Annotated in this window: 20 protein-coding genes; 14 read left to right on the top strand and 6 right to left on the bottom strand. The window is 69.7% G+C overall.

Annotated elements, in window-relative coordinates:
* Position 1 precedes the first annotated feature (1 nt).
* From ABD665_RS14985 to ABD665_RS14970, 4 genes are all read left to right on the top strand, one after another.
* Positions 2-811, top strand: coding sequence for an ABC transporter permease subunit (locus tag ABD665_RS14985; protein ID WP_204913436.1), 810 nt, complete (start codon positions 2-4; stop codon positions 809-811).
* A gap of 78 nt (positions 812-889) precedes the next feature.
* The gene (locus tag ABD665_RS14980; protein ID WP_204913435.1) at positions 890-1,711 is read left to right on the top strand and encodes a 6-phosphogluconolactonase; all 822 of its coding nucleotides are present in this window, start codon (positions 890-892) and stop codon (positions 1,709-1,711) included.
* 59 nt (positions 1,712-1,770) lie between these two features.
* The gene (locus ABD665_RS14975; RefSeq protein WP_204913434.1) at positions 1,771-3,072 is read left to right on the top strand and encodes a family 4 glycosyl hydrolase; all 1,302 of its coding nucleotides are present in this window, start codon (positions 1,771-1,773) and stop codon (positions 3,070-3,072) included.
* A complete protein-coding gene (locus ABD665_RS14970) occupies positions 3,069-4,061 on the top strand; it encodes a BadF/BadG/BcrA/BcrD ATPase family protein (RefSeq protein WP_204913433.1) in 993 nt (330 codons plus the stop codon). The genes ABD665_RS14975 and ABD665_RS14970 overlap by 4 nt, the downstream gene beginning before the upstream one ends.
* 143 nt (positions 4,062-4,204) lie before the next feature.
* Here the strand turns inward: ABD665_RS14970 and ABD665_RS14965 are convergent, their stop codons facing one another.
* The 4 genes from ABD665_RS14965 to hisD all read right to left on the bottom strand — a co-directional run bounded on the left by ABD665_RS14965 (position 4,205) and on the right by hisD (position 8,127).
* Entirely contained in the window at positions 4,205-4,987 is a 783-nt protein-coding gene (locus ABD665_RS14965) for a GolD/DthD family dehydrogenase (protein WP_204914950.1), read from the bottom strand.
* 202 nt (positions 4,988-5,189) lie between these two features.
* A complete protein-coding gene (locus ABD665_RS14960; protein ID WP_204913432.1) occupies positions 5,190-5,960 on the bottom strand; it encodes an aldolase/citrate lyase family protein in 771 nt (256 codons plus the stop codon).
* Positions 5,957-6,706: an SDR family NAD(P)-dependent oxidoreductase gene (locus tag ABD665_RS14955; RefSeq protein ID WP_204913431.1), complete on the bottom strand. Its 750-nt coding sequence runs from the start codon at positions 6,704-6,706 to the stop codon at positions 5,957-5,959. The genes ABD665_RS14960 and ABD665_RS14955 overlap by 4 nt, the downstream gene beginning before the upstream one ends.
* 56 nt (positions 6,707-6,762) lie before the next feature.
* Complete coding sequence (gene hisD, locus ABD665_RS14950; RefSeq protein WP_204913430.1) at positions 6,763-8,127, bottom strand: histidinol dehydrogenase; 1,365 nt, start codon at positions 8,125-8,127, stop codon at positions 6,763-6,765.
* Positions 8,128-8,268: 141 nt separating this feature from the next.
* Here hisD and ABD665_RS14945 point away from each other — a divergent pair, with 141 nt between their 5' ends.
* From ABD665_RS14945 to ABD665_RS14925, 5 genes are all read left to right on the top strand, one after another.
* Positions 8,269-9,279 (top strand): substrate-binding domain-containing protein, encoded by a 1,011-nt coding sequence (locus ABD665_RS14945; RefSeq protein WP_204913429.1) that lies wholly within the window; start codon positions 8,269-8,271, stop codon positions 9,277-9,279.
* A gap of 179 nt (positions 9,280-9,458) precedes the next feature.
* Positions 9,459-10,439, top strand: a complete 981-nt coding sequence (locus ABD665_RS14940; RefSeq protein WP_204913428.1) for an ester cyclase — start codon at positions 9,459-9,461, stop codon at positions 10,437-10,439.
* A gap of 39 nt (positions 10,440-10,478) precedes the next feature.
* Positions 10,479-11,642 carry a cupin domain-containing protein gene (locus tag ABD665_RS14935; protein ID WP_204913427.1) on the top strand — a complete coding sequence of 388 codons (1,164 nt, stop codon included), beginning with the start codon at positions 10,479-10,481 and terminating at the stop codon, positions 11,640-11,642.
* Between the two features lie 87 nt (positions 11,643-11,729).
* The gene (locus ABD665_RS14930) at positions 11,730-12,542 is read left to right on the top strand and encodes a nitrilase-related carbon-nitrogen hydrolase (RefSeq protein ID WP_204913426.1); all 813 of its coding nucleotides are present in this window, start codon (positions 11,730-11,732) and stop codon (positions 12,540-12,542) included.
* A 129-nt stretch (positions 12,543-12,671) separates the two neighbouring features.
* Positions 12,672-13,457 carry a DUF2306 domain-containing protein gene (locus tag ABD665_RS14925; protein WP_204913425.1) on the top strand — a complete coding sequence of 262 codons (786 nt, stop codon included), beginning with the start codon at positions 12,672-12,674 and terminating at the stop codon, positions 13,455-13,457.
* Positions 13,458-13,489: 32 nt separating this feature from the next.
* Here ABD665_RS14925 and ABD665_RS14920 read toward each other — a convergent pair whose 3' ends face one another.
* On the bottom strand, positions 13,490-13,945 hold the full coding sequence (locus ABD665_RS14920) for a HEAT repeat domain-containing protein (RefSeq protein ID WP_204913424.1): 456 nt from the start codon (positions 13,943-13,945) through the stop codon (positions 13,490-13,492).
* A 16-nt stretch (positions 13,946-13,961) separates the two neighbouring features.
* Positions 13,962-15,263 (bottom strand): hypothetical protein, encoded by a 1,302-nt coding sequence (locus tag ABD665_RS14915; RefSeq protein ID WP_204913423.1) that lies wholly within the window; start codon positions 15,261-15,263, stop codon positions 13,962-13,964.
* Between the two features lie 338 nt (positions 15,264-15,601).
* Here ABD665_RS14915 and ABD665_RS14910 point away from each other — a divergent pair, with 338 nt between their 5' ends.
* From ABD665_RS14910 to ABD665_RS14890, 5 genes are all read left to right on the top strand, one after another.
* Positions 15,602-19,669, top strand: coding sequence for an AAA domain-containing protein (locus tag ABD665_RS14910; RefSeq protein ID WP_204913422.1), 4,068 nt, complete (start codon positions 15,602-15,604; stop codon positions 19,667-19,669).
* Positions 19,670-19,884: 215 nt separating this feature from the next.
* Entirely contained in the window at positions 19,885-20,790 is a 906-nt protein-coding gene (locus tag ABD665_RS14905; protein WP_204913421.1) for a hypothetical protein, read from the top strand.
* Positions 20,791-22,713: an AAA domain-containing protein gene (locus tag ABD665_RS14900; protein WP_344742585.1), complete on the top strand. Its 1,923-nt coding sequence runs from the start codon at positions 20,791-20,793 to the stop codon at positions 22,711-22,713. It begins immediately after the preceding gene.
* Between the two features lie 226 nt (positions 22,714-22,939).
* Positions 22,940-23,548 carry a hypothetical protein gene (locus tag ABD665_RS14895; protein ID WP_204913419.1) on the top strand — a complete coding sequence of 203 codons (609 nt, stop codon included), beginning with the start codon at positions 22,940-22,942 and terminating at the stop codon, positions 23,546-23,548.
* Between the two features lie 108 nt (positions 23,549-23,656).
* Positions 23,657-25,927 (top strand): GmrSD restriction endonuclease domain-containing protein, encoded by a 2,271-nt coding sequence (locus tag ABD665_RS14890; RefSeq protein WP_204913418.1) that lies wholly within the window; start codon positions 23,657-23,659, stop codon positions 25,925-25,927.
* The last annotated feature ends 29 nt before the right edge of the window (positions 25,928-25,956 follow it).

Here is a 25,956-nt window from a genome sequence, read left to right as displayed (position 1 = left end):
CGTGGTCAAGCGCTCCGAGACGATCATGAACTACTTCGTGCTGCTGCTGTTCACGGCCGTGGTGCTGCTGCCGATCGTGTGGACGTTGCTCGCCGCGCTCAGCCCGAACCTCGACGGCAGCGCGTCCACCGACCTGCGCTGGTCGAACTTCTCCGCCGCCTGGACCCGCGGCGCGCTGGGCCAGGCGCTGCTCGCCAGCACGGTGATCACCGTCGGCGCGGTGATCGTCCAGGTGCTGCTCGCGCTCGGTTCCGGGTACGCGTTCGGGGTGCTCGACGTCGTCGGCTCCAAGGTGCTGTTCCCGGTCGTGCTGCTCGGCCTGATGCTCTCGACCGAGGCGTTGATCATCCCGCTGTACTTCCAGTTCCGTCAGCTCGGGCTGATCAACTCCTGGCTCGGCTTGATCATCATCCACGTCGGGATGGGCGTGCCCTTCGGCGCCTTCTGGATGCGGGCGACGTTCCGCGCCATCCCCGCCTCGTTGATCGAGTCCGCGCGCCTCGACGGCGCCGGCACCTGGCGCGTGCTCTGGCGCATCCTCGTGCCGGTGTCGCGCCCGGCGATCCTCACGCTCGTCCTGCTCAACGCCATGTGGACCTGGAACGACTACTTCGTCGCCCTGATCCTCATCTCCGACCCGGCCAAGCAGCCGGTGACGCTGGCGCTCGGGGCGTTCCAGGGCCGGTTCACCACCGAGTTCAACACGATGGCGGCCGCCGCGGTGATCATCTGCCTGCCGATCCTGCTGCTCTACGCCTTCTTCCAGCGCCAGTTCATCCACGGCGTCCTCACCGGGGCGCTGAAGGAGTGAGCACCCACCCCGACCGGTCTCTCGGCCGACCCCGGACCGTCGCCACCTCCGCCACCCCCGTCTGCCCAGGAGCCCCGCATGTCGATCGAGCCTGACGTCTTCGCCAACCCCGACGAGCTCGGGAGCCGCGCGGCCCGGATGGTCGCCGACGGTCTGGTCGCCGCCGCCGCGGCCGGGCGCCCGTACGTCCTCGGCTGCCCCGGTGGTCGTAGCGCGTCCTCCACGTACTCGGCCCTCGCCGGCCTGGTGCGCACCGAAGGGCTGCCGCTCGAGCACCTCGTGGTCGTGATGATGGACGACTACCTCGTCCCCGACGCCGACGGCGTGCTGGTGCACGAGCGGGCGGACGCGGCGCACTCCTGCATCCGCTTCGCCCGCGAGGAGATCGTCCGCCCGCTCGACGAAGCGGCCGCGAGCGTCGGCTCCAATGCCGCCGTCCGCCCCGAGCACCTGTGGTTCCCCGACCCGGCCGAGCCCGCCGCGTACGACGCCCGGATCCGCGACATCGGGGGGATCGACCTGTTCCTGCTCGCCTCAGGCTCCAGCGACGGCCACATCGCGTTCAACCCGGCCGGCGCCTCCCGTGACAGCCGCACCCGCGTGGTCGACCTGCCCGACAGCACCCGGCGCGACAACCTGCTGACCTTCCCGTCCTTCGGCGGCGACCTGGACCGCGTGCCGCGCCACGGCGTCACCGTCGGCATCGACACGATCGCCGCCAGCTCCGCGTCGGTCGTGATGCTCGTGCAGGGCCGGGAGAAGGGCCGCGCCGCCGCTCACCTGCTCGCCGCCGACGCGTACGACCCGCAGTGGCCCGCGACCGTGCTCGTCGAGTGCGCCCGTCCGCACCTCTTCCTCGACCACGACGCGCTCGCCGCCGTGCCCGCCCCCGCCCGCTGACCCTGCCCGCTCACCCCGCTCCGCGCCCAGACCCCGCACCAAGCAAAGGAACCCTGCACATGGCCACCATCAAGCTCGCCTACCTCGGCGGCGGCTCCTCCCGCGCCGCCGGCACCATGGCCTCCTTCATCGCCCACGGCGAGGAGTTCCAGGGCTCGGAGGTCGTGCTCATCGACCAGCGGGCCGACGAGCTCGAGGTCGTCCGCACGCTGGCCGAGAAGATGGCGCGCGACGCCGGCCTCGACCTGACGGTCACGGCGACGACCGACCGGCGCGACGGGCTCGAGGGCGTGGACGCGGTGCTCACGAGCTTCCGCCCCGGCGACTTCGCCATGCGCCAGCAGGACGAGCTCATCCCGATGCGGCACGGGGTCATCGGCCAGGAGACCCAGGGCCCGGGCGGCTTCATGATGTCGCTGCGCTCGGTGCAGGTCTTCCAGGGCCTGATCGCCGACCTCGACGACGTCGCGCCCGGCGCCCGGATCTTCAACTACACCAACCCGGTGAACATCGTGTCCCAGGCGGTGGAGGACCACACCGACACACCGATCTACTCGATGTGCGAGGGCCCGATGATCTTCTGGCCGTCGATCCTGCGCACGGCCGGGCTGGACCCGGAACGCGCCGAGGTGATCATGGCCGGGGTCAACCACAACTGCTGGTCGACCACGCACCTGTACGACGGCGAGGACATCATGCCGCTGCTCGAGCAGGCCTGGGACAAGGTGCAGGGCGACCTGACCGTGCCGGTCTGGGAGCGCCGCATGCTGCACCTCGCCGTGGCCATGCAGTCCATCCCCGCGGACTACTTCAAGTACTACTACTTCGGCGAGGAGCACTTCCGCGAGGCGCAGGCGTCCCGGCTCACCCGGGCCGGCGTCATCCTGTCCCACGTGGACGACTACTGGGCGCACTACCGCGAGCAGGCGGCCAGCGAGCACCCGCGGCTCGACCCGGAGCGTTCGCGCGGCGGGATCCACGAGCTCGAGCTCGCCATCGACGTGATGAGCGCCTACTACAACGACGTCCCCGCGCGGCTCCCCGTGAACCTGCTCAACACCGGCGGCGCGCTGCCCGGCTTCGACGAGGACACCGTCGTCGAGATGTGGTGCGACGTGGACGGGACGGGCGCCCACCCGATCGAGCAGAAGCCCCTGCCGCACGCGGTCCGCGGCATCACGCAGCAGCTGGCCGAGTACCAGCGCCTCGCCGCCGTCGCGGCCTGGGACGGCAGCCGGGCGGACGCCGTCCGCGCCCTCGTCGCGCACCCCTTCGTCCCGACGCTGGCCGTCGCCGAGGAGCTCTACGACGACCTCGCCCACGCGAACGCCGCCTACCTGCCCGACCGCCTGCTGCGGTGACCCCGGTCTACCTGGGCCTCGACGCCGGCAACTCCAAGACCGTCGCGCTCGTCGCCGACGAGCACGGCTGTGTCCTCGGGCGGGGGCGCGGCGCGTCCGGCGACATCTACTCGGCCCCCGACGCCGAGGGTGAGGTCGAACGCGCCGTCCGGACGGCCCTCGCCGACGCCGGCGTCGAGGCCGGGCAGGTGCGGCACGCCGCGTTCCGGCTCGCCGGGGTCGACTGGCCCGAGGACGAGGAGCACTGGACGGCGGTCCTCGGTCATCGGCTTCCCGAGCTCCGCAGCGTGAGCATCAAGAACGACGGCTACTCGCTGCTGCGCTGCGGCAGCGTGGACGGGGTCGGCGTCGCGATCAACGCCGGCACCGGGCCCGCCGTCGCCGCCCGCGGTGCCGACGGCCACGAGTGGTGCGCCTGCTGGTGGATCCAGCACCCGCTCGGTGGGCGCGACCTCGGCCGGGCCGCGTTCCGCGCGGTCGTCGAGGCCGACCTGGGCACCGGACCGGCGACGTCCCTGACCGAGGGCCTGCTGGCGCTCTACGGCTACGCCGACGTCGGTGAGCTGCTGCACGCCTTCACCCGCCGCCACCCCGTACGCCCCGTGCCCGACGACCGCGTTGCCGCGCGCACCGTCCTGCGCGCGGCGGGAGCGGGGGACGGGGTCGCGCGCTGGCTGGTGATCGAGCAGGCGACCGCGTTCGCCCGCCTCGCCCGCGTCGCCGCGCGCGAGACCGGCCTCCTCGGCGGCACCCCCACGCCCGTGGTGCTCGGAGGCTCCATCCTCACCTCCGAGCACCCCGCCCTCCGCGAGGCCCTCGTCGACGCCCTGGAGTCCGAGCTCGGCCTCGTCGACGTCGTCGTCAGCGCCGCCTCACCCGTCGCCGGCGCGCTGCTGGACGCCCTGGCCGAGGGTTCCGCAGGGCTCGACCAGGCCGTCCACGACGAGGTCCTCAGCGCCCCCCACCCGACCGAGTTCCTGCTGACCTGAGCGCGTACGCCCTCACCGCTCGCCGGAACGCCCTCTGAGCCTGTCGAAGGGCCCCGAAGGGGTTGGCGCCCGGGAACGCCCCCTGAGCCTGTCGAAGGGCCCCGAAGGGGTTGGCCCCTTTGCTCCGGAGCTTCGCGCGAACCTCAGCGGATCGTGTAACCCCCGTCGACCACGAGGTCGGCGCCGTTGATCATGTCCGAGGCACCACTGGCCAGGAACAACGCTGCGCCCGCGACCTCCCGCGGCAGGGCGAACCGGCCGACGGGGATCTCGCGCTTCGCGGCCTCGCCCTTCTCCCCGGCCCAGGCCTTCTTGCCGAGCTCGGTGAGGACGACGGTGGGGGAGATGGTGTTCGCGGTGACGCCGCGGCCGGCCCACTCGGTGGCGAGCACCTTGGTCAGCCCGACGACGCCGGCCTTGGAGGCGCAGTACGCCGCGTGCTCGAGCAGCCCGACGCTCGCCGCCTGCGACGCGAGGTTGATGATCTTGCCCCGGCCGGCCTCGAGCATGTGCCGTCCGACGGCCTGGCTCATGAGGAACGTGCCGGTGAGGTTCACGGCGAGGGTGCGGTTCCACACGCCGGTGCTCAGGTCCTCCGCCGGCGCGAGGTCGACGATGCCCGCGCTGTTGACCAGGACGTCGACGTGCCCGACGGCTGCGACCGCCTGCGCGACCGCCGCCTCGACCGACGCCGGGTCGGACACGTCGCAGCCCACGCCCACCGCCCCACGTCCGAGCTCGGTCGCCCGGCGCTCCGAGGCGCCCGCGTCGAGGTCGACGACGACGATCCGCGCGCCCGCGTCGGCGAACACGTCGGCGATGGCGGAGCCGATGCCGGACACCCCGCCGGTGATCAGGGCGACGCGGCCCTCGAGGCGGAAGGTCAGGTCGACCGCGGGCTCAGCGTCGGTGCTGGAGGTGCTGATGGGGGACTCCTCGTCGGGTGCCGGGCAGGTCCCCCGAACCTAGGGCATGTCTCCCCGTCTCCACCGTGCGCAGGCGGGCCCCCGCATCCCGACCGGCAGCGTTGGAGCTGCTCAGCGCAGCCCGCTGCGCTCTCGCCCCTCTGCCTTGCCGGATCGGGCGCGGCTGCCCCGCCTGCGCCTGGCGGAGACGGGGAGACACGCCCTAGTCCCAGCTGCCGTCCGACGGGCTCGCGGTCCGGAGCTCCGCGAGGTGCGCCATGACCGTCGCCGTGAGGTTGTAGACGACGAGCTGCGCGCCGTCGGCGAAGGACGCCTCCGCGGCCGGCAGGCTACCGACGATGTCCATCCGCATCCGCCCCTGGGCGGCCAGGACGGCGTGCACGTGCCGGGTGCCCTCGGCCGGGGGCGGGTCCGCGAGCGTGGTCGACGCGGCCAGGTCGGCGACGCCGACCATGATCCCGTCCAGGCCGTCGACGGCCGCGATCCGCTCAGCCTGGCGGACCCCGTCGGGCGACTCGATCATCCCGAACACGAGCGTCTCGGCGAGCATCCGCTCCTGGTGCCGGCGCGGGTCGACGAGCCCGAAGTCGCCGGCCCGCCCGTAGGTCGCGAACCCCCGGTGCCCGAGCGGCGGGTAGTGCGCCGAGTCGACCAGCGCCCAGGCCTGCTCGGGGGTGTCGACGTGCGGCGCGACCACGCCTGTCGCGCCCGCGTCGATGGCCCGCAGGACGAGCGCCGGCTCGGCGGAACCCACCCTGACCAGCACCGGGACCCCGTGCAGCGCCGCGGCGGTGATGTGGCGGCGGAGCTCGACGACGTCGGCCGGCCCGTGCTCGCCGTCGAGCAGCACGAAGTCGAAGCCCGCCACGGCGACCATCTCCACGAGCTCCTCGGCCGGCATCCGCAGGAGGACGCCGAGGGCACGCTGGCCGGCGGTCAGCCGGGCCTTGAAGGACGGCAGGTCGACGGTCACGCGATCATCCCCGCCGACAGGTCGACGTCGGCGCCGGTCATCCCCGTCATGCCGAGCATCGCGACGACGGCCGCGCCGACCTCGTCCTCGGTGATCATGCGGTTGAGCGCAGCCCGGGACACGTACGCGTCCTGCGCGGCCTCGTACGTCGCTCCGGTGCGCTCGGCCTCGAGCCGGAAGTTCCTGTCCATCCGCTCACCCTGCACCGGACCGGGGGAGAGGCTGTTGACCCGGACGCCCGACGCGCCGACCTCGAACGCCAGCGTCGACGTCAGCCCGATCACCGCCAGCTTCGAGGCCGCGTACGGCGTCCGCCGCGTGAGCGGCCGCTTGCCCGTCACCGACGCCAGGTTGATCACGTCGCCGGTGCCGCGGCTGATCATGGCCGGCAGGAACGCGCGGCAGAGCAGGAACACCCCGCGCACGTTCACGTCGAACACCTCGTCCCACGCGTCCACGTCGATCTCGACCAGGGGAGCGACGGGCCCGGCGATGCCGGCGTTGTTCACCAGGACCGACACCTCGACGTCGCTCAGCGCGTCGGCCAGCGCCTCCACCGACGCCGGGTCGGCCACGTCGCAGACCCGCCACGACGCGCGCTCTCCCAGCTCGGCGACAACGGCCTCGAGCGGCTCCGCCCGCCGGCCCACGACGACGACCGTCGCCCCGGCCGCGTGCAGCGCCTGCGCGATCGCCGCCCCGAGCCCCGTCCCGCCACCGGTGACGAGCGCCGTGCGCCCGGTCAACGCCCCCTGAGCCTGTCGAAGGGCCCCGGAGGGGTTGGCGTCAGAAGGAGTGCTGCTCACGCCTGCCCAGCGACCTCGAGCGAACCTGCACCCTGCGAGCTGGCCGCGTACCGCGCCTTCGCCTCGTCGATCCACGGGTAGCTGTCCCCGAGGTACTGCGCCGCGCGGACGTCCCCGGAACGCGCGTGACCCTCGAACAGCTCGACCCGCGCCGCGCGGCCGCAGACCCGACCGAGCTCGCCGCTCGTCTCGGTGCTGCGCACCTCCTGGTAGGTGACGGTGCGCAGGTACTTCCCGACCCAGAGGCCGCCGGTGTAGCGGGCGGCGCCGAGCGTGGGCAGCACGTGGTTGGTGCCGATGACCTTGTCGCCGTAGGAGACGCAGGTGTTCTCGCCGAGGAACAGCGCGCCGTAGTGGTGCATCTTCTCCAGCGCCTGGCGCGGCTCGGCCGTGAGGACCTGCACGTGCTCGAAGGCGAAGGTGTCGGCCAGCGCGTACGCCTCGTCCAGGTCGTCGACGACGATGACCTGGCCGTGGTCGCGCCACGCCGGTCCGGCGTAGTCGGCGGTCGGCATGCCCGGCAGGATCGCCTCGACGTGGGCCATCGCCTCGCGCGCCACCCGCTCGCTCGTGGTGATCAGGACGGCCGGCGACTCGGGGCCGTGCTCGGCCTGGGACAGCAGGTCGACGGCGACGACGAACGGGTCCGCCTCGTCGTCGGCCACGATCAGGATCTCGGTCGGCCCGGCGAACAGGTCGATGCCCACCTCGCCGTAGAGCTGGCGCTTGGCCTCGGCGACGTACGCGTTGCCCGGGCCGGCGATCAGGTCGACGCGGCTCATCGTCTCGGTGCCGACGGCCATGGCAGCCACCGCCTGGACGCCGCCGAGGATCCAGATCTCGTCCGCGCCCGCGAGATGCATCGCGGCCACCGTGGCCGCGGGGATCTCGCCGCGGATCGGCGGGGTGCAGGCGACGACGCGGGGGACCCCGGCGGTCTTCGCGGTCACGATGGTCATGTGGGCCGAGGCGGTCAGCGGGTACTTGCCGCCCGGCACGTACGCGCCGACGGCCTGCACCGGCACGTGCTTGTGCCCGAGGAACACCCCCGGCAGCGTCTCGACCTCGACGTCGGCCATGGAGGCGAGCTGCACCTCCGCGAACCCGCGGACCTGCGCCTGCACGAAGACGATGTCGGTGATCACCTGCGGGTCGAGCGTGGCGATGATCTCCTGCACCCGCTCGTCGCTCAGCCGGAAGCTCTCGGGGCTCCAGCGGTCGAACGTCTCGGAGTACGTCCGGACCGCAACGTCACCGGTCTCGCGGATCTCGCCGATGATCTGCGCGACGCGGTCGCGGACCTCCTGCTGCGCGGTGTCGGCGAACGTCTTCGTCCGGGCGGACTTCAGCGTGGTGGGCAACGCGTACTCCTTGAGCGGGGGCTTACATACGTATGCTGCGAGTTAACCCGATCGCTCCCGCAGGGTCAAGGCAACCCCGTTAGGCTTCCCCCACCCGCGCGGGCCATCGCCTGCGCAGGAGCCGGTCGAGGAGGGGCAGAGGTGGTCACGAGCCACGACGTCGCGCGCCTCGCCGGGGTCAGCCAGCCGACGGTGTCCCGCGCGCTGCGCGACAGCCCGAAGGTCTCCGAGCTGACCCGCCGCCGCGTCCGGGACGCGGCGACCGCGCTGGGCTACGTCCCGAGCGACACGGGACGCGCGCTCTCGGTCGGCCGGACGCACCGGGTCGGGCTGCTCGTCACCGACCTGGCCAACCAGTTCTACACGCACACGATCGCCCCGATGCACCTCGCGCTGCAGTCGCTCGGCTACCAGCTCGTGCTCCACACCGAGGCTTCAGATACGGGAAGCGCCGCCGGCAACGTGGCCGACCGCCTGCTCTCGAACTCCCTCGACGGCGTCCTCCTCGCCACCACCGCGATGGACTCCGTGCTGCCCGTCCGGCTGCGCGACCGCGGCATGCCGTTCGTCTACTTCAACCGCCGGGCGAGCGCGGTCGAGGCCGACTCCGTCGAGGTCGAGGCCCGCAGCGGCATGCGGGAGCTGACCGAACGCGTCCTCGCGCTCGGCCACCGCCGCGTCGGCGCCGTGCTGGGCCCCGCGAACGCCAGCACCGCGTCGAACCGCGAGCTGATCCTCCGCTCCACGCTCGCCACAGCGGGCATCACGATCCCGGACGAGCTCTCCCACCGTGGCGGCTTCGACTTCGAGACCGGGTACGCCGGCGCCCACCGTCTCCTCGAGCTCGACGAACCGCCGACCGTGATCGTCTGCGCCAACGACGTCGTCGCGTACGGCGCCCTCAACGCCGCCCGCGAGCTCGGCCGCTCCGTCCCCGGCGACGTCTCGGTCACCGGGTTCGACGACCTGCCCGAGGCCCGCTGGCCCCTGCTGCAGCTCACCACCGTCGCCTTCGACCTCGACGCCATGGCCCGCCGCGGCGCCAGCCTCCTCGTCGACCGGATCCAGCAGGGCCCTCTCGAGCCCTACCGCCACGAGTGGTTCCCCAGCCACCTCGTCGAGCGCCTCACCCTCGGCCCGCCTGCGCGCTGACGCGCTTGGGCCAGGTGTGCCCCCTGAGCTTGTCGAAGGGCCTCGAAGAGGTCGGCCTCCTTCCGTGCACGCCACCAACGCGGATGCACGTAACCCACAACACGCCGCTCCACCCTCGACGCGCACGAATGCATACGCATACACTCGGGCGAAAGCCGTTCCACCCGAGAGGACTTCTCATGCCGTTGGACGCGATCGCGTACAAGCCGTACGCAGATCCGGACGACTTCATCCGCGAGGTGACCGACCTGATCTGGGTCCGCCGCGCGATCGGCCACATCTACGAGAACTACGAGCCCGACGCCATCGTGCACGGCTCGTACGGCACCTCGGTCGGGGTCGAGGAGGTGGTGCAGGGGAGCCTGATGCGCATCTCGGCGACGCCGGACCGCGTCGGCCAGGCCGAGGACGTCGTGTGGGAGGCGCGCGGCGACGACGCGTTCCTCAGCTCCCACCTCGTGCTCTCCGTGGACCCCGCGACCGACTTCATCAGCCGGACCGTCGCGAACTGCCTCTACCGCCGCGGCCGCATGGTCGAGGAGTGGGTGGTGCGCGACTTCCTCGCGATCTGCCTGCAGCTCGGGCAGGACCCCGACGAGGTCGCCCGGATGAAGCCCTTCATCGGCTACTCCGGCAGCATGCTGACCCCGCCCCCCGAGAACGTCCTCGCCGTCGGCGACTCGGGTCCCCGGCCCGACGAGTACCGCTCGGAGGCGCAGATGGTGCTCGAGTTCATCGAGCGGGTGTGGAACGGGCGCGACCTCAACGCCGTCGAGCAGTACTGGGTGCGCGACCTGACCCTGCACACGATCGGCTACCGCACGATCACGCGGCCCGAGGGCTACCGCCGTGCGCTGCTGAAGATGCTCCGACCGTTCCCGGGCGGGCGCTTCGAGGTCCGCGACGTGCAGACGAACTACAACGTCGACTACGCCGGCCTCCGCGTCGCCGTCACCTGGGTCTACAAGGGCGACTACGACGGCACCGCCGACTTCGGCGCGCTCACCGGCACCCCCGTCGAGATCCTCGGCGTCTCGCAGTTCCTCGTGCAGAACGGTCGGCTGGTCCGCGAGGTGCGCGTCTACGACGAGATCGCCGTCCGCAGCCAGATCCACCACCGTCGCGGCGACAGCGAGTTCGCCGGCACCAACATCTACTGACCCCTCGTTCTGCCGCTCCACCTCCGAAAGGAACCACCCATGACCGACGTGGTCGTCCCCTCCAGCGAGCTGACCCGACGGACCATCCGGCGCACCGACTGGGTCGCCGAGAACGCCGCCTTCATCGACTGCCGCACCCCCGGCTCGGACCGCAAGTCCAACTACGCCTTCATCGGCCCGGGCGTCTCGCAGAACGCCAAGCAGTTCATCAACCTGTCCGAGCCGCACGGCTACAACGTCGGCGCCGCCGGGATGCCGAACGGCGTCAACAACAACCTGCACCTGCACTTCACCGCCGAGGTGTTCATCAACTTCGGCGGCACGTTCCGCGTGCGGTGGGGCGTCGACGGCAAGGCGGGGGAGTACGTCAGCCACGACGGCGACATCATCTCCGTGCCGGCGTGGATCTTCCGCGGCTTCACCAACGAGGGGCCCGACGAGGGCCTGCTGCTCACCGTCCTCGGCCAGGACGTCACCGGCGGCATCATCTGGGGGCCGTCGGTGCTCAAGGAGGCCGAGTCGTACGGCCTGCACCTCACCGCCGACAACCGGCTGATCGACACCGTCGCCGGCGACGAGCTGCCGTCCGACGTGCCGCTGATCAAGCCGATCAAGCAGGAGTACATCGACGAGCTGACGCCGTTCAGCGTCGAGGAGATGCGGGCTCGCGTCACGGCTGCCGAGGACCGGCGGTACTCGGCGCGAGGGCTCCTCTCCCAGGCGGTGCCGGGCGGCAACGGTCAGCTCGCACTCGTCATCGGCTACGGGATGAGCGAGGACCGCCGCCAGGTCCCGCGCCTGCACGAGCCGCACAGCTTCAACATGGCGTGGCTCAAGGCGACCCCCGGCGAGGGGATGCTCCGGCACCGCCACGGCGCGACGTCCACGCTGATCGTGAAGTCGGGGGTTTGGCGGGTCACGCTCAACGAGGGTGACGCGCAGGAGTCGGTCGACTTGGGCCCGCAGGACATGCTCTCGGTGCTGCCGGGCTCGTGGCGGAGCATCGAGCTCCTCGAGGCCGGGGACGACGCAGCGGAGGACGGCACCGGCGAGCTGCTCGTCGTCAACGCCGGCGACGGCCGCGTACGCCTCGAGTGGGCCCCCGAGGTCGTCGAGGCCGCGTTCGACGCCGGCTGGATGCTGGACCCGAACGGCTACCTCGCCCCCGTCGCCGTCCTGGTGACGGCGACCGAGGACGACTGAGTCCGCAGCGGGAACGCCAGCACGTTCCCTGAGCCTGTCGAAGGGCGAGGGCACGGGTCCAGCAGGAACAACTGAGAGGCTGGACCCGTGCCCACCACCCGCGTCGCGGTCTGCCAGTACGCGATCGACATCGACGACCCTGCCGGCACGCTCGAGCGGCTCCACGCCTCGGTCGCCGAGGCGGCGGAGAGCGACCCGGACTTCATCGTCTTCCCCGAGCTCTGCACGAGCGGCTACGTCTTCCGCGACATCGCGGAGGCTCAGTCGCGCGCGGAGCCGGTCGACGGACCGACCGTCCAGCTGTTCCGCGAGCTCTCGCTGAAGCACCACGCCATCGTCGTAGGCGGCTTCTGCGAACGCTCCGACGGCGAGCGCCCGTTCAACTCCGCGGCCGTCGTCGAGAACGGCGAGGTCCTTGTCGTCTACCGCAAGACCCACCTCTGGGACACCGAGAAGCTGATCTTCGCCGTGGGCGACGAGCCGGCCCCTGTGGTCGAGACCAGCGTCGGCAAGATCGCCGTGATGATCTGCTACGACGCCGAGTTCCCCGAGATGGTCGGCAGCGTTGCGCGCCGTGGCGCCCAGCTCGTCATCGCTCCCTCGAACTGGCCCGCCAAGCACATCCCGCCAGGAGAGCGCTCCTCTGAGGTCGTCAAGGCCCAGGCCTTCGCCGCGGTGAACCACGTCTTCACCCTCGTGTGCGACCGCGTCGGCCCCGAACGCGGCGTCGACTGGATCGGCGGAAGCGTCGTGTGCGATGTCGAGGGCTACCCGGGTGCGGGGCCGGCGGAGGGCAACGCGGTCGTCCTCATCGCCGACCTCGACCTCGACCGTGCGCTGGTCAAGACGATCAGCGCTAACAACGACGCCTTCGCCGATCGACGCCCCGAGCTGTACTGACGCCCTCGGCCCGACGACGACGTCACCTACGATGCGAGGAAGCAGCACCAGCGCCTTGAGGTGACCATGCCCACGAGCGAGACCGATCGCGTCCGAACGGTCGTCCGCGCTCCGGATGCCCCCCGGCCGGTGGCTGTCCGACGGACATCCATCGCGCTCGTCGTCACCGTCTGGATCAGCGTCACGCTCTTCGGCGCGTACATCCTGGCGCACTACGCCGGTGCGGTCACCGACCAGGACCTCCCGTCCTGGAACGCGGTGCTCCCACGCCTCTATGAACCCACTACGCCCGCGGCAACGGTGGCGATCGGACTGCACTTCCTCGCCGGCGGGGTCATCCTCGTCCTCGGCTGCGTCCAGCTGCTCGCATCGGTGCGCGCGCGGTGGCCGGCCGTGCACAGGTGGCTCGGGCGCGTGTACGTGGCGGCCTCCTTGCTCGCGGGGCTTGGTGGACTCGGCTTCATCCTGGCGAAGGGCACGGTCGGCGGGTTCGTGATGGACCTCGGCTTCGGCCTCTACGGGGTGCTGATGGTCGGCTGCGCGGTCCAGGCCTACCGCTACGCGCGGGCACGGCAGATCGAGCGGCACCGGGCCTGGGCCCTGCGGCTGTTCGCCCTGGCCGTCGGCTCCTGGCTCTACCGCATGGAGTACGGCTTCTGGCTCCTGCTGGTCGGCGACGTCGGGCACACCGACGACTTCCGTGGCGGGTTCGACCGCGTGATGGCGTTTTTCTTCTACGTCCCGAACCTGATCGTCGTGGGGGTGCTCCTCCGTGGGCGGGGGAGGACGAGCTCGACGGCGGCCCGACGTTCTGCCGTCGTCGTCCAGCTCGTGGCCACGGCGTTCCTGGTGCTCGGGACCTACTTCTTCACCGTCGAGATCTGGGCCCCGGCCGTCGCCGACCGGTTCTCCTGAGGGGTCAGCCCGGACGGAACGGCGTCGGAGGTTCAGCGGTCGAGACGCCGCAGGGTCTGGGCGGCCAGCTCACGCAGGCCCGGCTCCCCGGCCGCGTGCACGCGTTCCTCGATCCGGGCCCGAAGGCTCGGCGAGATCTGCTGAGGTACGGCCCGGAGCGCGCTCTTCGCCACCCCGGGGTCGAGATCGACCAGCAGCGCCGTGAGCACCGGCTCGTGCACCGCCACGTCGAAGGATCGGGAGGACGAGGCGGCCCCCATCCGGATCCGTGGGTCCGGGCTCGCGGCGAGCCGCAGCAGGGCTTGCCCGCCCTCGTCGGACGGCACCTCGCCCAGCGCGTACGCCGCCTTGACCGCGAGCGCCACGTCGTCACCCTCGGCCAGCGTCACCAGGTGCGGCACCGCGGAGGCGTCGAGCAGTTCGAGGTGGCTCTCGGAGGCCTCGTCGGGGAGCAGGATCGTTCGGACGGCTTCCAGGTCCATGGTCATCGTGGTTCTCCTTCGGTCACAGGTCGACGGTCAGTGCGCTCGCGTCCATGGCGGAGCTCTCGGACGCATCGAGGTCGGGCGGCAGGTTCGTGATGCTGCCGGTGCCGCCGCCCGTCATCAGGCGATCGGTCAGCCGGGCACCCGCGTCGTCGCAGTGCCTCAGCCCCAGCACGTGGCCCACCTCGTGGGCGAGCGTCCACCGCGTCGCGATGCTGGACACGGCGGCACCCGGTTGGCCGTCAGGGTGGGTGGCGCACCCGTTCCAGGTCGAACCCGCGGCGACATCGGTCACGGAACGGCAGAAGTAGACGGTGATGTCGTCGGCCCCGACGTTGTTGCGGTTGGCGAAGAGCTGGTCCTGCTCGGTCGTCGTCGTCCCCCCGCACCCGCCGGCGTCCAGATCGGTCAGGAGAGGCAGGTTCAGGTTCTCGGTGCCCTCGACGGTGACGAGCTGGCCGACCGAGGCGTAGACCTCGCGCATTGACCTGAGCATGTCGGGGATCGGCACCGACGGTGCGTCGAGGATCTTCAGCTGAAGCCGGACGCCCTTGCCGCGGCGCGGGGTGACCTGGGCAGCGGTGATCCGCAGACCCTCCTCCTCGAACAGGCGCTGCGACTCGGCGGCGAAGTCCTGCACAGGCCAGCCGAGGAAGAAGCGGTGCGCATCCCCGCTCGGGGTGTAGATGCCCGCGTATCGGGTCGTGCCGCCGACCTCGTACTCCACGAGCTGGTCGAGCCGCAGGCCCTCGGCGTCGAAGAGGCGCTGGGTCTCCCGGGCGAAGGTGTTCTGGTCCTGACCGAGGGTGAAACGGTGCGCCCAGTCCCCGCCGACGTAGATGCCGGCCCAGCGCAGCGAGCCGTCCGGCGCCGTGCACGGGATCGCTTGCGTCAGCCGTAAGCCCTCGCGGTCGAAGAACGCCTGGGTCTCGGCGAGGAAGGTGTCCGTGTCCCGCCCGACCGTGAAGCGGTGGGCCCAGTCCCCAGACCGGTAGCTGCCGGCCCAGACGAAGCGCCCGCCCTCGAGGAACACCTCGGCCCGCTCCAGCCGGAGGCCCTCGCGGTCGAACAACGCCTGGGTCTCAGCCAGGAAGGTGTCTGTCTCGCGCCCGACCGTCAGTCGGTGCGCCCAATCACCGGAGCGCCAGACGGCGCTCCACAGGCGCTGGCCCCCGGCGACGTAGCTGTCGAGCTCGACGAGCCGCTGCCCCTCGACGTCGAAGCGCCGCTGGGTCTCCCTGAGCAGGTCAGCCGTCGTCAGGCCGAACTGCCACCGGCTGGCCCAGTCGCCCGTCCGGCAGACGCCGTTGATGAAGATCATGTGCTACCTCCCTTGGTCGTTGCTCATAGGGAAGGAGTCGTCGGGACCGTCGGTGATACGTCCGACCGTGCGAGGGGCGGCGGCCAGGTGGTGCGATGTGGTTCCGGTCGGATGCGGGTCTCGATCTCTGTGGGCCAGCCGGTCGCACAGAAGGAGGGGTGGACGCAGACGACCGAGACGGTGCTGAATCACGGTGACCACGACCGTGGACCGCCGACGGCTCCGCACGGCTTCTCATAGGCTGCCAATCCGCGAACCGCTCCCCGAGATCGGCGGCCATGAGCACCAGTCAGTTCGGCGACCGACCCGTTTCTCCGTCTTCGCAGCGGCAGAGACTGGTGAGCGACGCCACCCGGCAGTGGACCGACCAGCTGCTCGACGTCAGTGGACGCAATCAGCTGTTGTTCTACCGCGACCTCAAGGTCGGGACGCTCGACCTCGGGGACGCGGACCCCACCGCTCTCGACGCTCTGCTCCGGGGACGCAAGTCCTCGATCAGCCGGCTCTTCGACCCCGCGGTCGTACCCGACCGGTTGAAGCGCGCTCGAGCGATCCGTAACAAGTCGGTCGAGTCCTTGGAGGAGCGCGGCATCGTCACGTGCTACCTCACCTCGGGCATGGCGACGTGGCAGCCGCAGCAAGGCAAGCCAGTACCCAATTCACCGGTCCTGCTGCGTGCCGTCACCTTCACGGCGACCGACGCGGCTGAGTCCGACTTCGACCTGGTCGCCGACCCTGAGGTCCAGCTCAACCCGGCCCTGGTCCAGCTGCTGGGGTCGGACTTCAAGGTCTCGTTGAGCTCGGACGAGCTGGTCGACCTCCTGCCGGACGGATCGTTCGACCCGTCGAGCCTGTTCGAGCGCCTGAGCAAGGAGGCCTCGCGGGTCCCGGGTTTCGTCGTGGATGCTCGCGAGTTCATCGGCACCTTCAGCTACGCGAAGCTGCCGATGGTCACCGATCTGCAGGCGAACGCGGACGCGTTGACAGCGCACGACGTCGTGGCCGCCATCGCCGGCGACGCGGAAGCACGACGAAGCCTGACCCAAGCCGGTCGGGACGTCGACCCGACCGAGCCCGACCGGCGGCCGCCGTCGGACGAGTTCCTGGTCCTCGACGCCGACTCGTCCCAGAGCTACGCGATCAATGCTGTGACCGCTGGTCAGTCCATCGTGATCTCGGGACCTCCGGGGACCGGCAAGAGTCAGACCATCGCCAACCTCGTCGCGAGCCTGGTCGCCCGCGGCTCGAGCGTGCTCTTCGTCGCAGAGAAGCGTGCAGCGATCGCGGCCGTGGTGGGGCGGCTGGAGAGGGTCGGCCTGTCCGACCTCGTCCTCGACCTGCACGAGGGAGTCCGGTCCCGCCGAACTCTGGCGGAGAGCTTGGCCACCGGCCTGCGAGCAGCGTCGGCTGTCGCTCGTCCCGACCAACGGGTTCTGCACGAGCGGCTCGTGCAGCGTCGTGAGCAGCTGAACGCGCACGACACCGCGATGCACGTCCCGCGTAGCCCGTGGAGCCTCAGCGCCTTCGAGGTCCAGACCGTGCTGATCGATCTCGCGGAGAAGTACGGTCCGGCGGCCGAGACCCGGGTACGCCTCCGTGGCGCACAGCTCGCCGCGATCGATGACGCGTCCTACCGTCGGTTGCTGGAGAAGGTCCAGGAGTTCGCGGCGCTCGGCGGCTTTCGTCTGACCAGGGTCGACAGTCCGTGGGCGGATGCCCACATCCGTTCCTCCGAGCAGGCAGAAGCTGCGCTCGACACGGCCAGCCGCTTGGCGTCCCGAACCGTGCCAGAAGCCACGCGGGCCCTCGAGGGGCTGATCGGTGAGGCTGGCTTGACGCCACCGCGGGACCTCGCGGAGTGGACGCAGGCTCTCGCCCTCCTCGAACGGGTCAGCGAGCTGCTGCGGGTCCTCGACCCCGAGGTGTTCGGACCGGAGCTGGCGGAACGAGTGGCGGCGTCAGCCACACGGGACTGGCGCAAGACGCACCCCGGGTGGCCGGGCCACGACGCCGGCTGGGGACTGCGTAGGCGGCGCGTGAAGTCGGTGCGCAGTCTCTGGCGTGGACCGACGACCCCGTCGAAGCAGCAGCTGCACCAGGCCCTGCAGGAGGCTCATGACCTCGACGCCGCCTGGCGGGGCGCCGCCGTCGATCAGCGAGGGCCGCACGCGCCGGCGTCGATGCTCGGTGCCAAGGGTCTCTTCGACCAGCTGCGGCTGGAGCTGGCGGCGCTCGGCGCGTACGTCGTCGGCACGGACTTCGAGCACCTCGACAAGGCGGGGCTGCAGTCCACGATCGAGAACCTGCAGGGCGACGCCCAGATCCTCTTCAAGATGCCCAGGATCAACGAGCTGAACGACGAGTTCGACCGCGCCGGACTCGGCCCACTCATCGAGGAGATGAAGGGCAGGCGGCTCGACGCCGACCTCGCCGGCGCCGTCTTCCAGACGTGCTGGCACCGGTCGGTTCTCGAGCGGATCACCTTCGAGGACCAGGCGCTCGCCAACTTCCAGGGAACCCGCCATCACGAGCTCGTGAGCACGTTCCGGGAAGCCGACAACGAGCACGTGTCCCAGACCGCCCAGCGGGTGCGTCGAGCGGCAGCCGAACGTCTGGTGCGCGTGCGGGACGAGCACGAGGAGCAGAGCACCCTCGTGCAGGCGCAGGCCCAGCGGAAGCGGGGCCACCTCCCGCTCCGCGAGCTGTTCCGAGCAGCGCCCGACGTGATGACGGCGCTCAAGCCGTGCTGGGCGATGAGCCCGCTGGTCGTCAGCCAGCTCCTCCCGGGCGATCGCCCCTACTTCGACGTCGTGATCTTCGACGAAGCGAGCCAGGTCCTGCCGGCCGACGCGATCCCCGCGATACTCCGCGGCCGTCGGCTCGTCGTGGCAGGCGACGCTCAGCAGCTTCCGCCGACGAACTTCTTCAGCTCGGCGTCCGACGGCGACTCCGACGAGCAGCAGGCCATCCTCGACGACGGCACGATCAACCTGGCCCTGACGAGCGGCTACGAGTCGATCCTCGACGTGCTGACGGCAGGGCTCGGGTCTGGCCGCACCCGCTCGCTGACCTGGCACTACCGCAGCCGGGACGAGCGACTGATCGCCTTCTCCAACAGCTGGATCTACGACCGCTCCCTGACGACCTTCCCGGGCATCCTCGGGCAGGACTGCCTGTCGCACGAGCTGGTCCAGCAGGGGGAGCAGGTCGCGGGACAGGAGGACAGCGTCACCGCTGAGGTGGAGCGCGTCGTCGACCTGGTCATCAAGCACGCGGAGGAGCGGCCCCACGAGTCGCTCGGCGTGATCACCATGGGGATCAAGCACGCCGAGCGCATCGATGTGCGGCTGCGCGACCGGTTGTCGCAGCTGCCCCAGCTCCACGCCTACTTTGACGACACGGACGGCGACGAGCGCTTCTTCGTCAAGAACCTCGAGCGGGTGCAAGGGGACGAGCGCGACGCCATCATCCTGTCCATCGGCTACGGCATGTCCGGAGACGGGCGGCTCCTGTACCGCTTCGGCCCGCTGCTCCAACAGGGCGGGCACCGACGGCTCAACGTCGCCGTGACACGAGCGCGGTCGCGGATGACCTTGGTGAGTGCGTTCAGCCATCAGGACATGGACCCCAACCGACCCATGCAGGACGGCGTCAAGATGCTGCGGGCGTACCTGCAGTTCGCTTCCACTCGTGGAGCGAGCCTCGGTGACGTCGCGATGGAGAAGCCGGCGCTCAACCCCTTCGAGATCTCCGTGCGGGACCGGCTCGTGGCGGCCGGCATCCCCCTCACGGCTCAGTACGGGGTGGCGGGCTACTGGATCGACTTCGCCGCCGCGCACCCGCAGCAGCCCGGGCGCATGGTCCTGGCGATCGAAGCCGACGGCGCGACCTACCACTCCTCCCCGACGGCTCGTGATCGTGACCGCCTCCGGCAGGAGCAGCTCGAGCGGCTCGGGTGGTCGTTCCACCGCATCTGGTCGACCGACTGGTTCTCCGACCCGGACCGCTGCGTGAGCCGGGCGAAGATGGCGTACGACCGCGCGGTGGAAGCCGCAGACGCCGAGGACCGGAAGCGCGCCTACGCACGGGAGACGAAGGGGAAGCTTGCTTTCGCTCCGCCACTCAAGGTCGCGGCGGAGCTCCTGTTCACTCCGCCCGCGCCCCAGCAGTCGGCTCGTTCCGGTTTTAAGCCACAAGTCGTTCTCGGGATGCCGATCACGGAGTACTCCGATCGGACCTTGGTCGACCTCATCCGATGGATCGAGTCCGACACGCTGTTGCGAACCGAGGACGACCTGTTCGATCAGTTCGTGCTCGCGTTGGGGTTCAAGAGGCGAGGTTCGCGTATCCGTGCCGCCTTCGATCGCCTTCTTCCGGTGGCACGACGAACGAACGGCCAGCGATAGGCGCTCGCGACGGGAAGTTCGATGCTTCACGGCAGCGAGCCTCTGAGCGGCGCGCACATCGAGCCCTTGAAGTTGCTTGCCGTGCAGCGGGCGACTGCAGGTCTCGGCCTTGCCGGATGCTCGGATGTCGCCGAGTTCGCCGGATCGCCGGACAGGACCGATAGGTACCTGATACAAAAGCCGGCCCACCTCATTGCGTGAAGGACCGCCCTGCTGTGCAGAAACTCGTGACTCACTTGCAGGCGGCCCTCCGTTCCGGCCCGATCGGTGCAGACGAGCTGATGGAGTTCCTCGAGCAGCGCGGCCTGCGGCGGGTGGAACCCGGCGACGTCTTTCTGACGTGCACCGAGCACGGCCTAGCCGATCTCAGCGACGGACGCTGGATACCGCGAGGATGGTCGACCCCCGGCGATTCTTCAACGGATGCTCGGGGAAGCGCGCCAGATGTCGTCGGTACGGCGAGCCGAGCTACACATGTGTCTGTCGAAAGTCCACCAGAACTGGTCCCGCAACTGTCGGGCGTCCATCAGGTCGAGCTCAAGCAGCTCCGGGCTCAGGTCGTTCCGGAAGTTACGGCAGCGCCTCGGTCGATCGAGCACTCGGAAGTGCCTGCGGAGTGGACCCGCTTCGTCGACGAGGCGGTAGAGGGGCTGCGCGACGAGCTGACCGCCGTGTCCCAGCAACGGACACTCAGTGAGATCCCCCTTCGTGGGGGCACCGTGAGGGAGAGGGGCGCGACCCGGCAGGTTGTGCGCTTCGAGGCCGACTCAGAGCCGACGGTCAAGGACGGTATGCCGGCGACGCTCGTCCTCAGGACCGGCATCCATGAGGTGGAGGTCATCTCGATCTACGGCGTGATGGTGACCCTTGCCTTGCCGACGCAGGCTCTCGTCGAAGAGAGGGCGACGCTTCGCTCTGACTTGTCCTACCTCACCTCGTACCAGGCCGGGCGTCTGCGGGAACTGCGCCGTCCGCAGGAGGACTTCGACGTTCGCGCAGCGCTCGACGTCCTGAGGCCCAGCCTGACCGAGCCCGAAAGAGCCGAGCCGTACTGGGTCGACGATCTCAACGAGCAGCAGAGTCAAGCAGTCGGTCAGGCGCTGACCGAAGGAACGACCTGAATCTGGGGACCGCCGGGAACCGGCAAGACGACGACCCTGGCCGCCTTGCTGGCCGAGATGTACGCGGGTCGTCGGCGGGTCTTGTTGACCGGTCCGACGAACACGGCGGTCGACGTCGCCCTGGAAGCCGTTCTGCGCCAGATCGGCGAGTACGAGCTCGGGTCGATCGTCCGAGTCGGACAGCCAGCGCTGGCCACCCTCCGTCAGCTTCAGACACCCGTTCTGGCGAACGAGCTCGTCGACCTTCGGAGCGCTCCGCTGCAGAAGTCGCAGGACGACGCGTCCGAGGATCTTGATTCGCTGCGGGCGCGGCACAAGGAGCTGTCCCGGGCGGACGGGGACGCTCCAGAGATACGGTCCATCGAGGTACGGATCGCCGAGCATCAGGCTTTCCAGCGCGAGCTCGACCGCATTCGTGCCGACGCGCGTCGGGCGGTCGCGATCAATGCGCGTCTGGTGGCAGCCACGGCGCACCAGACCTTGCTGTCGACGCTCAAGGGGCAGACGTTCGATGTCGTGGTGATCGACGAGGCGAGCATGCTGCCGGCGTCGCTGGCTGCGCTTGCGGCTGGGGCTGGACGTGGCCACACGATCGTTGCCGGAGACTTCCGTCAGCTGCCCCCGGTGGTGGTCAGCGACGAGCCGAACGCGCGACGCTGGCTCGGACGAAGCGCGTTCGAGGCAGCGGGCATCGACCGACGCGTCCTGCGCGGAGACCCACCCACAAACCTCGTGGCTCTCAAGCTCCAGCACCGCATGCCCCCACGCCTTGCCGATGCAATCAGTGCGGGCTTCTACCGGGAGAACCCGCTGGAGAGCGCCCCTAGCGTGTTCGAGCGCCGTGGCGAGGCCGGTGTGTCGAGCTGGGGACCAATAGTTCGCATCGACACCTCGTCCCTCCGACCACGCGTCGCCAAGCGAGGGGGAACGGGGTCGCGCTACAACCTCATGCACGCGATCCTGATCGCCGCCGTTCTGAACAACCGTGAACTGGTGGGATCTGCGCCGGCTCTCATCTCGCCCTTTGCTCCTCAGGCTCGGCTGCTTGAAGCGCTGGTGCCGGAGGGCGGCGCCGAGGGTGAGGCGTCCACCGTTCATCGCTTCCAGGGCGGCGAACGGGACGTGGTGGTCGTGGACGCCGTGGATTCGGCCGCGGGTGCGCTCAAGTTGCACCCGTGGTTCGCAGAGGGCAACGACGGTACGACCGGAGCTCGTCTCGTCAACGTCGCGGCCAGCCGAGCCAGAGAGCGGTTAATCCTCGTTGCAGACTTCGATCGGGTGCACCGGAGCCGGGGCAAAGACGACGCTCTCGCTCGCTCCTACAGGGCGGCACAACGTGAGGCTGACGCCCTCCACCCCGGTGAAGTCGTGTCCCCTGAAGTCCTGTTCCGGCAACCTGACCTCGCCTCCTTGAGATCTGATCTGGAGTCGGCGCAGCACCGGATCGAGATCTGGTCGCAACGGGTGGACAAGGAGGCGATGGTCGACCTGATCCGGCCCTTGCTCGGAGCCGCGAGTCGTGGTGTTCAGGTCACGTTCTGGTTCGAGCCGGACGGTCAGACCGATGTTCCTGTCGCTCTGACGCCCCTGCAGCGGTCCGAGGTGATGCTCCGGCCCTGCCGGCCCATCCGCGAATCCTCCGCAGTCGTCGACGACACCGTGTGGGCGGCGTCGGGTCCACTACTCAGCGCTGCCGCCGGGCACTCGATGCGCCCCGAGAACAGCCCACTTGCGGAGGCGGTGCGGCGGATTACCAGGCGGCGTGAGCTCGGTGGGTCCGCTGCCACAGGTGACGCCGCCGGGACCTGTGGTCGGTGCGGACGACTCCTCGTTCGTCTCGAGGCTCGCCACGTCATGGCTGGTTGCCTCAGCTGTGACAGACCTCGGCTCGGAGGTCGAGAGAAGTCGAAAGGACGAGTCTAGGTTTCGCGGAGCCTGGCCCAGGCGTCGCAAGCGCGCTGTTGCCCGGGAAGGCTCGCGCGTTGGGTCAAGAACAGGTCTGCGCGCGCCGTTGGCAGCGGCACGAACCACGAAGCTCTGTCAGCCTTCGTCGTGGCCGGTGAAGCGGGTCGGGCTGTGAGCGCGAAGGACGATCCGCGAGAGAGTTCGCAGTCGTCGCGCAGTAATGCCATCAAGCAGAGGAGACATCGTGAACGAAGACTTGAGTGATCTGGGTGCAGCGTGCGCCTTCTGGCAAGCAGGAAGAGACGGCGGTTCGACTCTTCTCCGAGGTGCGGCCCGAGTGATCACGGGGGTTCCGCACTACTTCTGCGCACCGTTCATCCACGAGAAGGAGGAGGAAGCGCGGCATACTCCGATTGCCCTGTTTCACGGCGCTGTGCTCCTCAACGAGCTTGAGCGGGCACCGAGCCGGACCGCGAGCGAGTGGGCCATCGAGACGAAGGTCCCGGACCAAGCCTTCGCCGGCCGAGGTCTCAAGAGCGCAGCACAGGATGACAAGATCGAGCAGCGTCTCGAGTCTCGCCGCATTGACATGCCGTTGTGGGGCCTTTCGTTGGACCGCGAGGTGACCGAAAATTACGGCGGACGCTTCCTGCTGGAGGTCGTGGGTCCGTTTCCTGCAGTCCCCGCATGGCTCGTCTCCCACGTGAAGGAGGACGAGCAGGAGCTCGTCACCGGTGGGCAGTACGCGGTGGAGTCCGTCGAACGGTCCGAAGGCACGACCCTCGCCCGCCTCAGTTGGCAGTCGGCTGTCGAGGGCCGGCGCATCTGTGAGGTGTGCAGTTCTAGCGACTGACCTACCAGGTAGTCCAGAAGCAGGACGCATTGAGACGCTACGGGTTTCCCACCGGACAACCGGCCCAGTAGTGCACGATGAGCGCTCGACGACGAACCTGGAGGATCCATGGCCGCATCCCTCTACCGCGACACCGGCTACAGCCTGAACCACCTGGTTGAGGACATCAAGGTGGGACGGATCGGGCTGCCGGACATCCAGCGTCCCTTCGTGTGGACAGCGTCGAAGACACGAGACCTGTTCGACTCGATGTACCGCGGCTACCCCGTCGGAACGCTGATGTTCTGGGAGACGGGGGCCGAGGTCGGGACCCGCCAGATCGGCCTCGTCGAGGCGCAGCGTGCCCCTCAGCTTCTCGTGGTCGACGGTCAGCAGCGCCTGACGGCGCTCTACTCGGTGCTCAGCGGGGCCGAGGTGCTGACGAAGACGTTCCAGCGTCGTCGCATGCAGATCGCGTTCCGGCCGCAGATAGAGTCGTTCGAGGTGGCTGACGCCGCGATCTTGAAGGACCCTGAGTTCATCCCGGACATCACCTTGCTCTGGGGGAGCAGCTACAAGTCGACGGTCCGATCGTTCTTGCACCGCTTGGCCTCGGTGCGCGAAGGGGGCTTGACCGACCAGGAGCAGGATGTCCTGGAGGAGCGGATCGACCGGGTGCGCGACCTGCGAGACTTCCGCTTCCAGGTCGTCGAGCTTGGAGCGGGGGCGAACGAGGAGCAGGTCGCCGAGATCTTCGTGCGGATTAACTCCGAGGGGGTCCAGCTCAACCAGGCGGACTTCATCCTCACGCTGATGTCGGTTCACTGGGAGAAGGGACGCCGCGAGCTCGAAGAGTTCAGCCGCGCGGCGGTCGACCCCGCCGCACCTCAGCCGAGCCCGCGCAACCCGTTCATCAACCCGAGCGCAGATCAGCTGCTCCGCGTCGGCATTGCGGTGGCCTTCCGCCGAGCTCGTCTGCAGCTCGTCTACAACCTGCTTCGAGGGAAGGACCTCGAGACCGGGCTCGTGAGCGAAGAGCGTCGTAATGACCAGTTCACCCGGCTCGAGCAGGCGAACGACGCGGTTCTTGACCTGCAGAACTGGCACGAGTTCTTGAAGTGTCTGGCTGCCGCCGGGTTCCGTAGCCGCAGCATGATCACGTCCGAGAACGCAGTGATCTTCAGCTACGCCCTCTGGCTGATCGGGCGGCTCGACTTCGGCCTCGATCTGAGGTCGCTCCGTAGCGTGATCGCCCGCTGGTTCTTCATGGCGCACACCACCGGTCGCTACACCTCCTCTCCCGAGTCGGCGCTCGAGTCCGACCTCAAGCGCATCGCTGACATCCCCGTGCACGACGGCGCGGCTTTCGTGGAGGAGCTCGACCGCCTCACCCGTGCGAACTTTACGCGGGACTACTGGGAGATCTCGCTGCCCAACAAGCTGGACACATCGGCTCCGCGATCGCCGGCCCTGTTCGCCTATCTCGCTGCGCTCAACCTGCTGGACGCCGAGGTGCTGTTCAGCACCGTCAAGCTGCGCGAGCTGACCGATCCGTCCGTCGCTGCTCCTCGAGCGATGGAGCGGCACCACCTGTTTCCGAAGGCTCACCTGGCCTCGCTAGGCATCAGGAGCACGACCAAGACGAATGCCATCGCGAACATGGCGTTCTTGGACTGGAGCGAGAACGCTCGCATCAGTGCAGCGGCACCGAGCGACTACTGGCCCGAGCTGTCGGGCCGGCTCGACGAGGCGCGGCTCAAGCGCCAGATCAAGCAGCACGCCCTGCCGGTGGGCTGGGAGCAGCTCGAGTACTCCACCTTCCTGGAGAAGCGACGCCAGCTCATCGCGCGGGTGGTGCAGGAAGGCTTCGCCACCCTCTGGGGGGAGGGACCGAAGCCCGGCGACGTCACGGTAGAAGACCTCATCCGAGCGGGCGAGTCCGACACCGTCGAGCTCAAGTCGACGGCGCGCATCAACCTGCACACAAACCAGGTCGATCCCAAGATGGAGCACGTCATCGTCAAGACGGTGTGCGGCCTCCTCAACCACGAGGGCGGCAATCTCTTGGTCGGGGTGGCCGACGACGGCGAGGTGCTCGGTATCGACAAGGACCTGGCGACCCTCGGAGCCAAGAGCAACACCGATGGCTTCGAGCTCTTTCTCCGGCAGCTCCTCGACAGCAACTTGTCGGTGCCGACGGCGCACGTCGTCCGGGTGCGCTTCGAGGAGGTTCGCGGCCACTCCGTCTGCCGCATCGTGGTTGCTCCGTCGGCCAAGCCGGTTTTTGCCAAATCAGGCAAGGGAGCCGAGGCATCCGAGTTCTGGGTCCGCGTCGGCAACGCGACGAAGCAGCTGCACGGCGACGACATGATGACCTACCGGCGAGACCACTGGGACTGATGTGGAACTGACACGGGCGGCGGGCCGCG

Origin of the sequence: Microlunatus spumicola (genome assembly GCF_039536445.1) — a bacterium.
GTDB classification, from domain to species: Bacteria; Actinomycetota; Actinomycetes; order Propionibacteriales; family Propionibacteriaceae; genus Microlunatus; species Microlunatus spumicola.
Note: the sequence above shows the minus strand (reverse complement) of the source record. Positions and strands in the feature narration are given on the sequence as shown.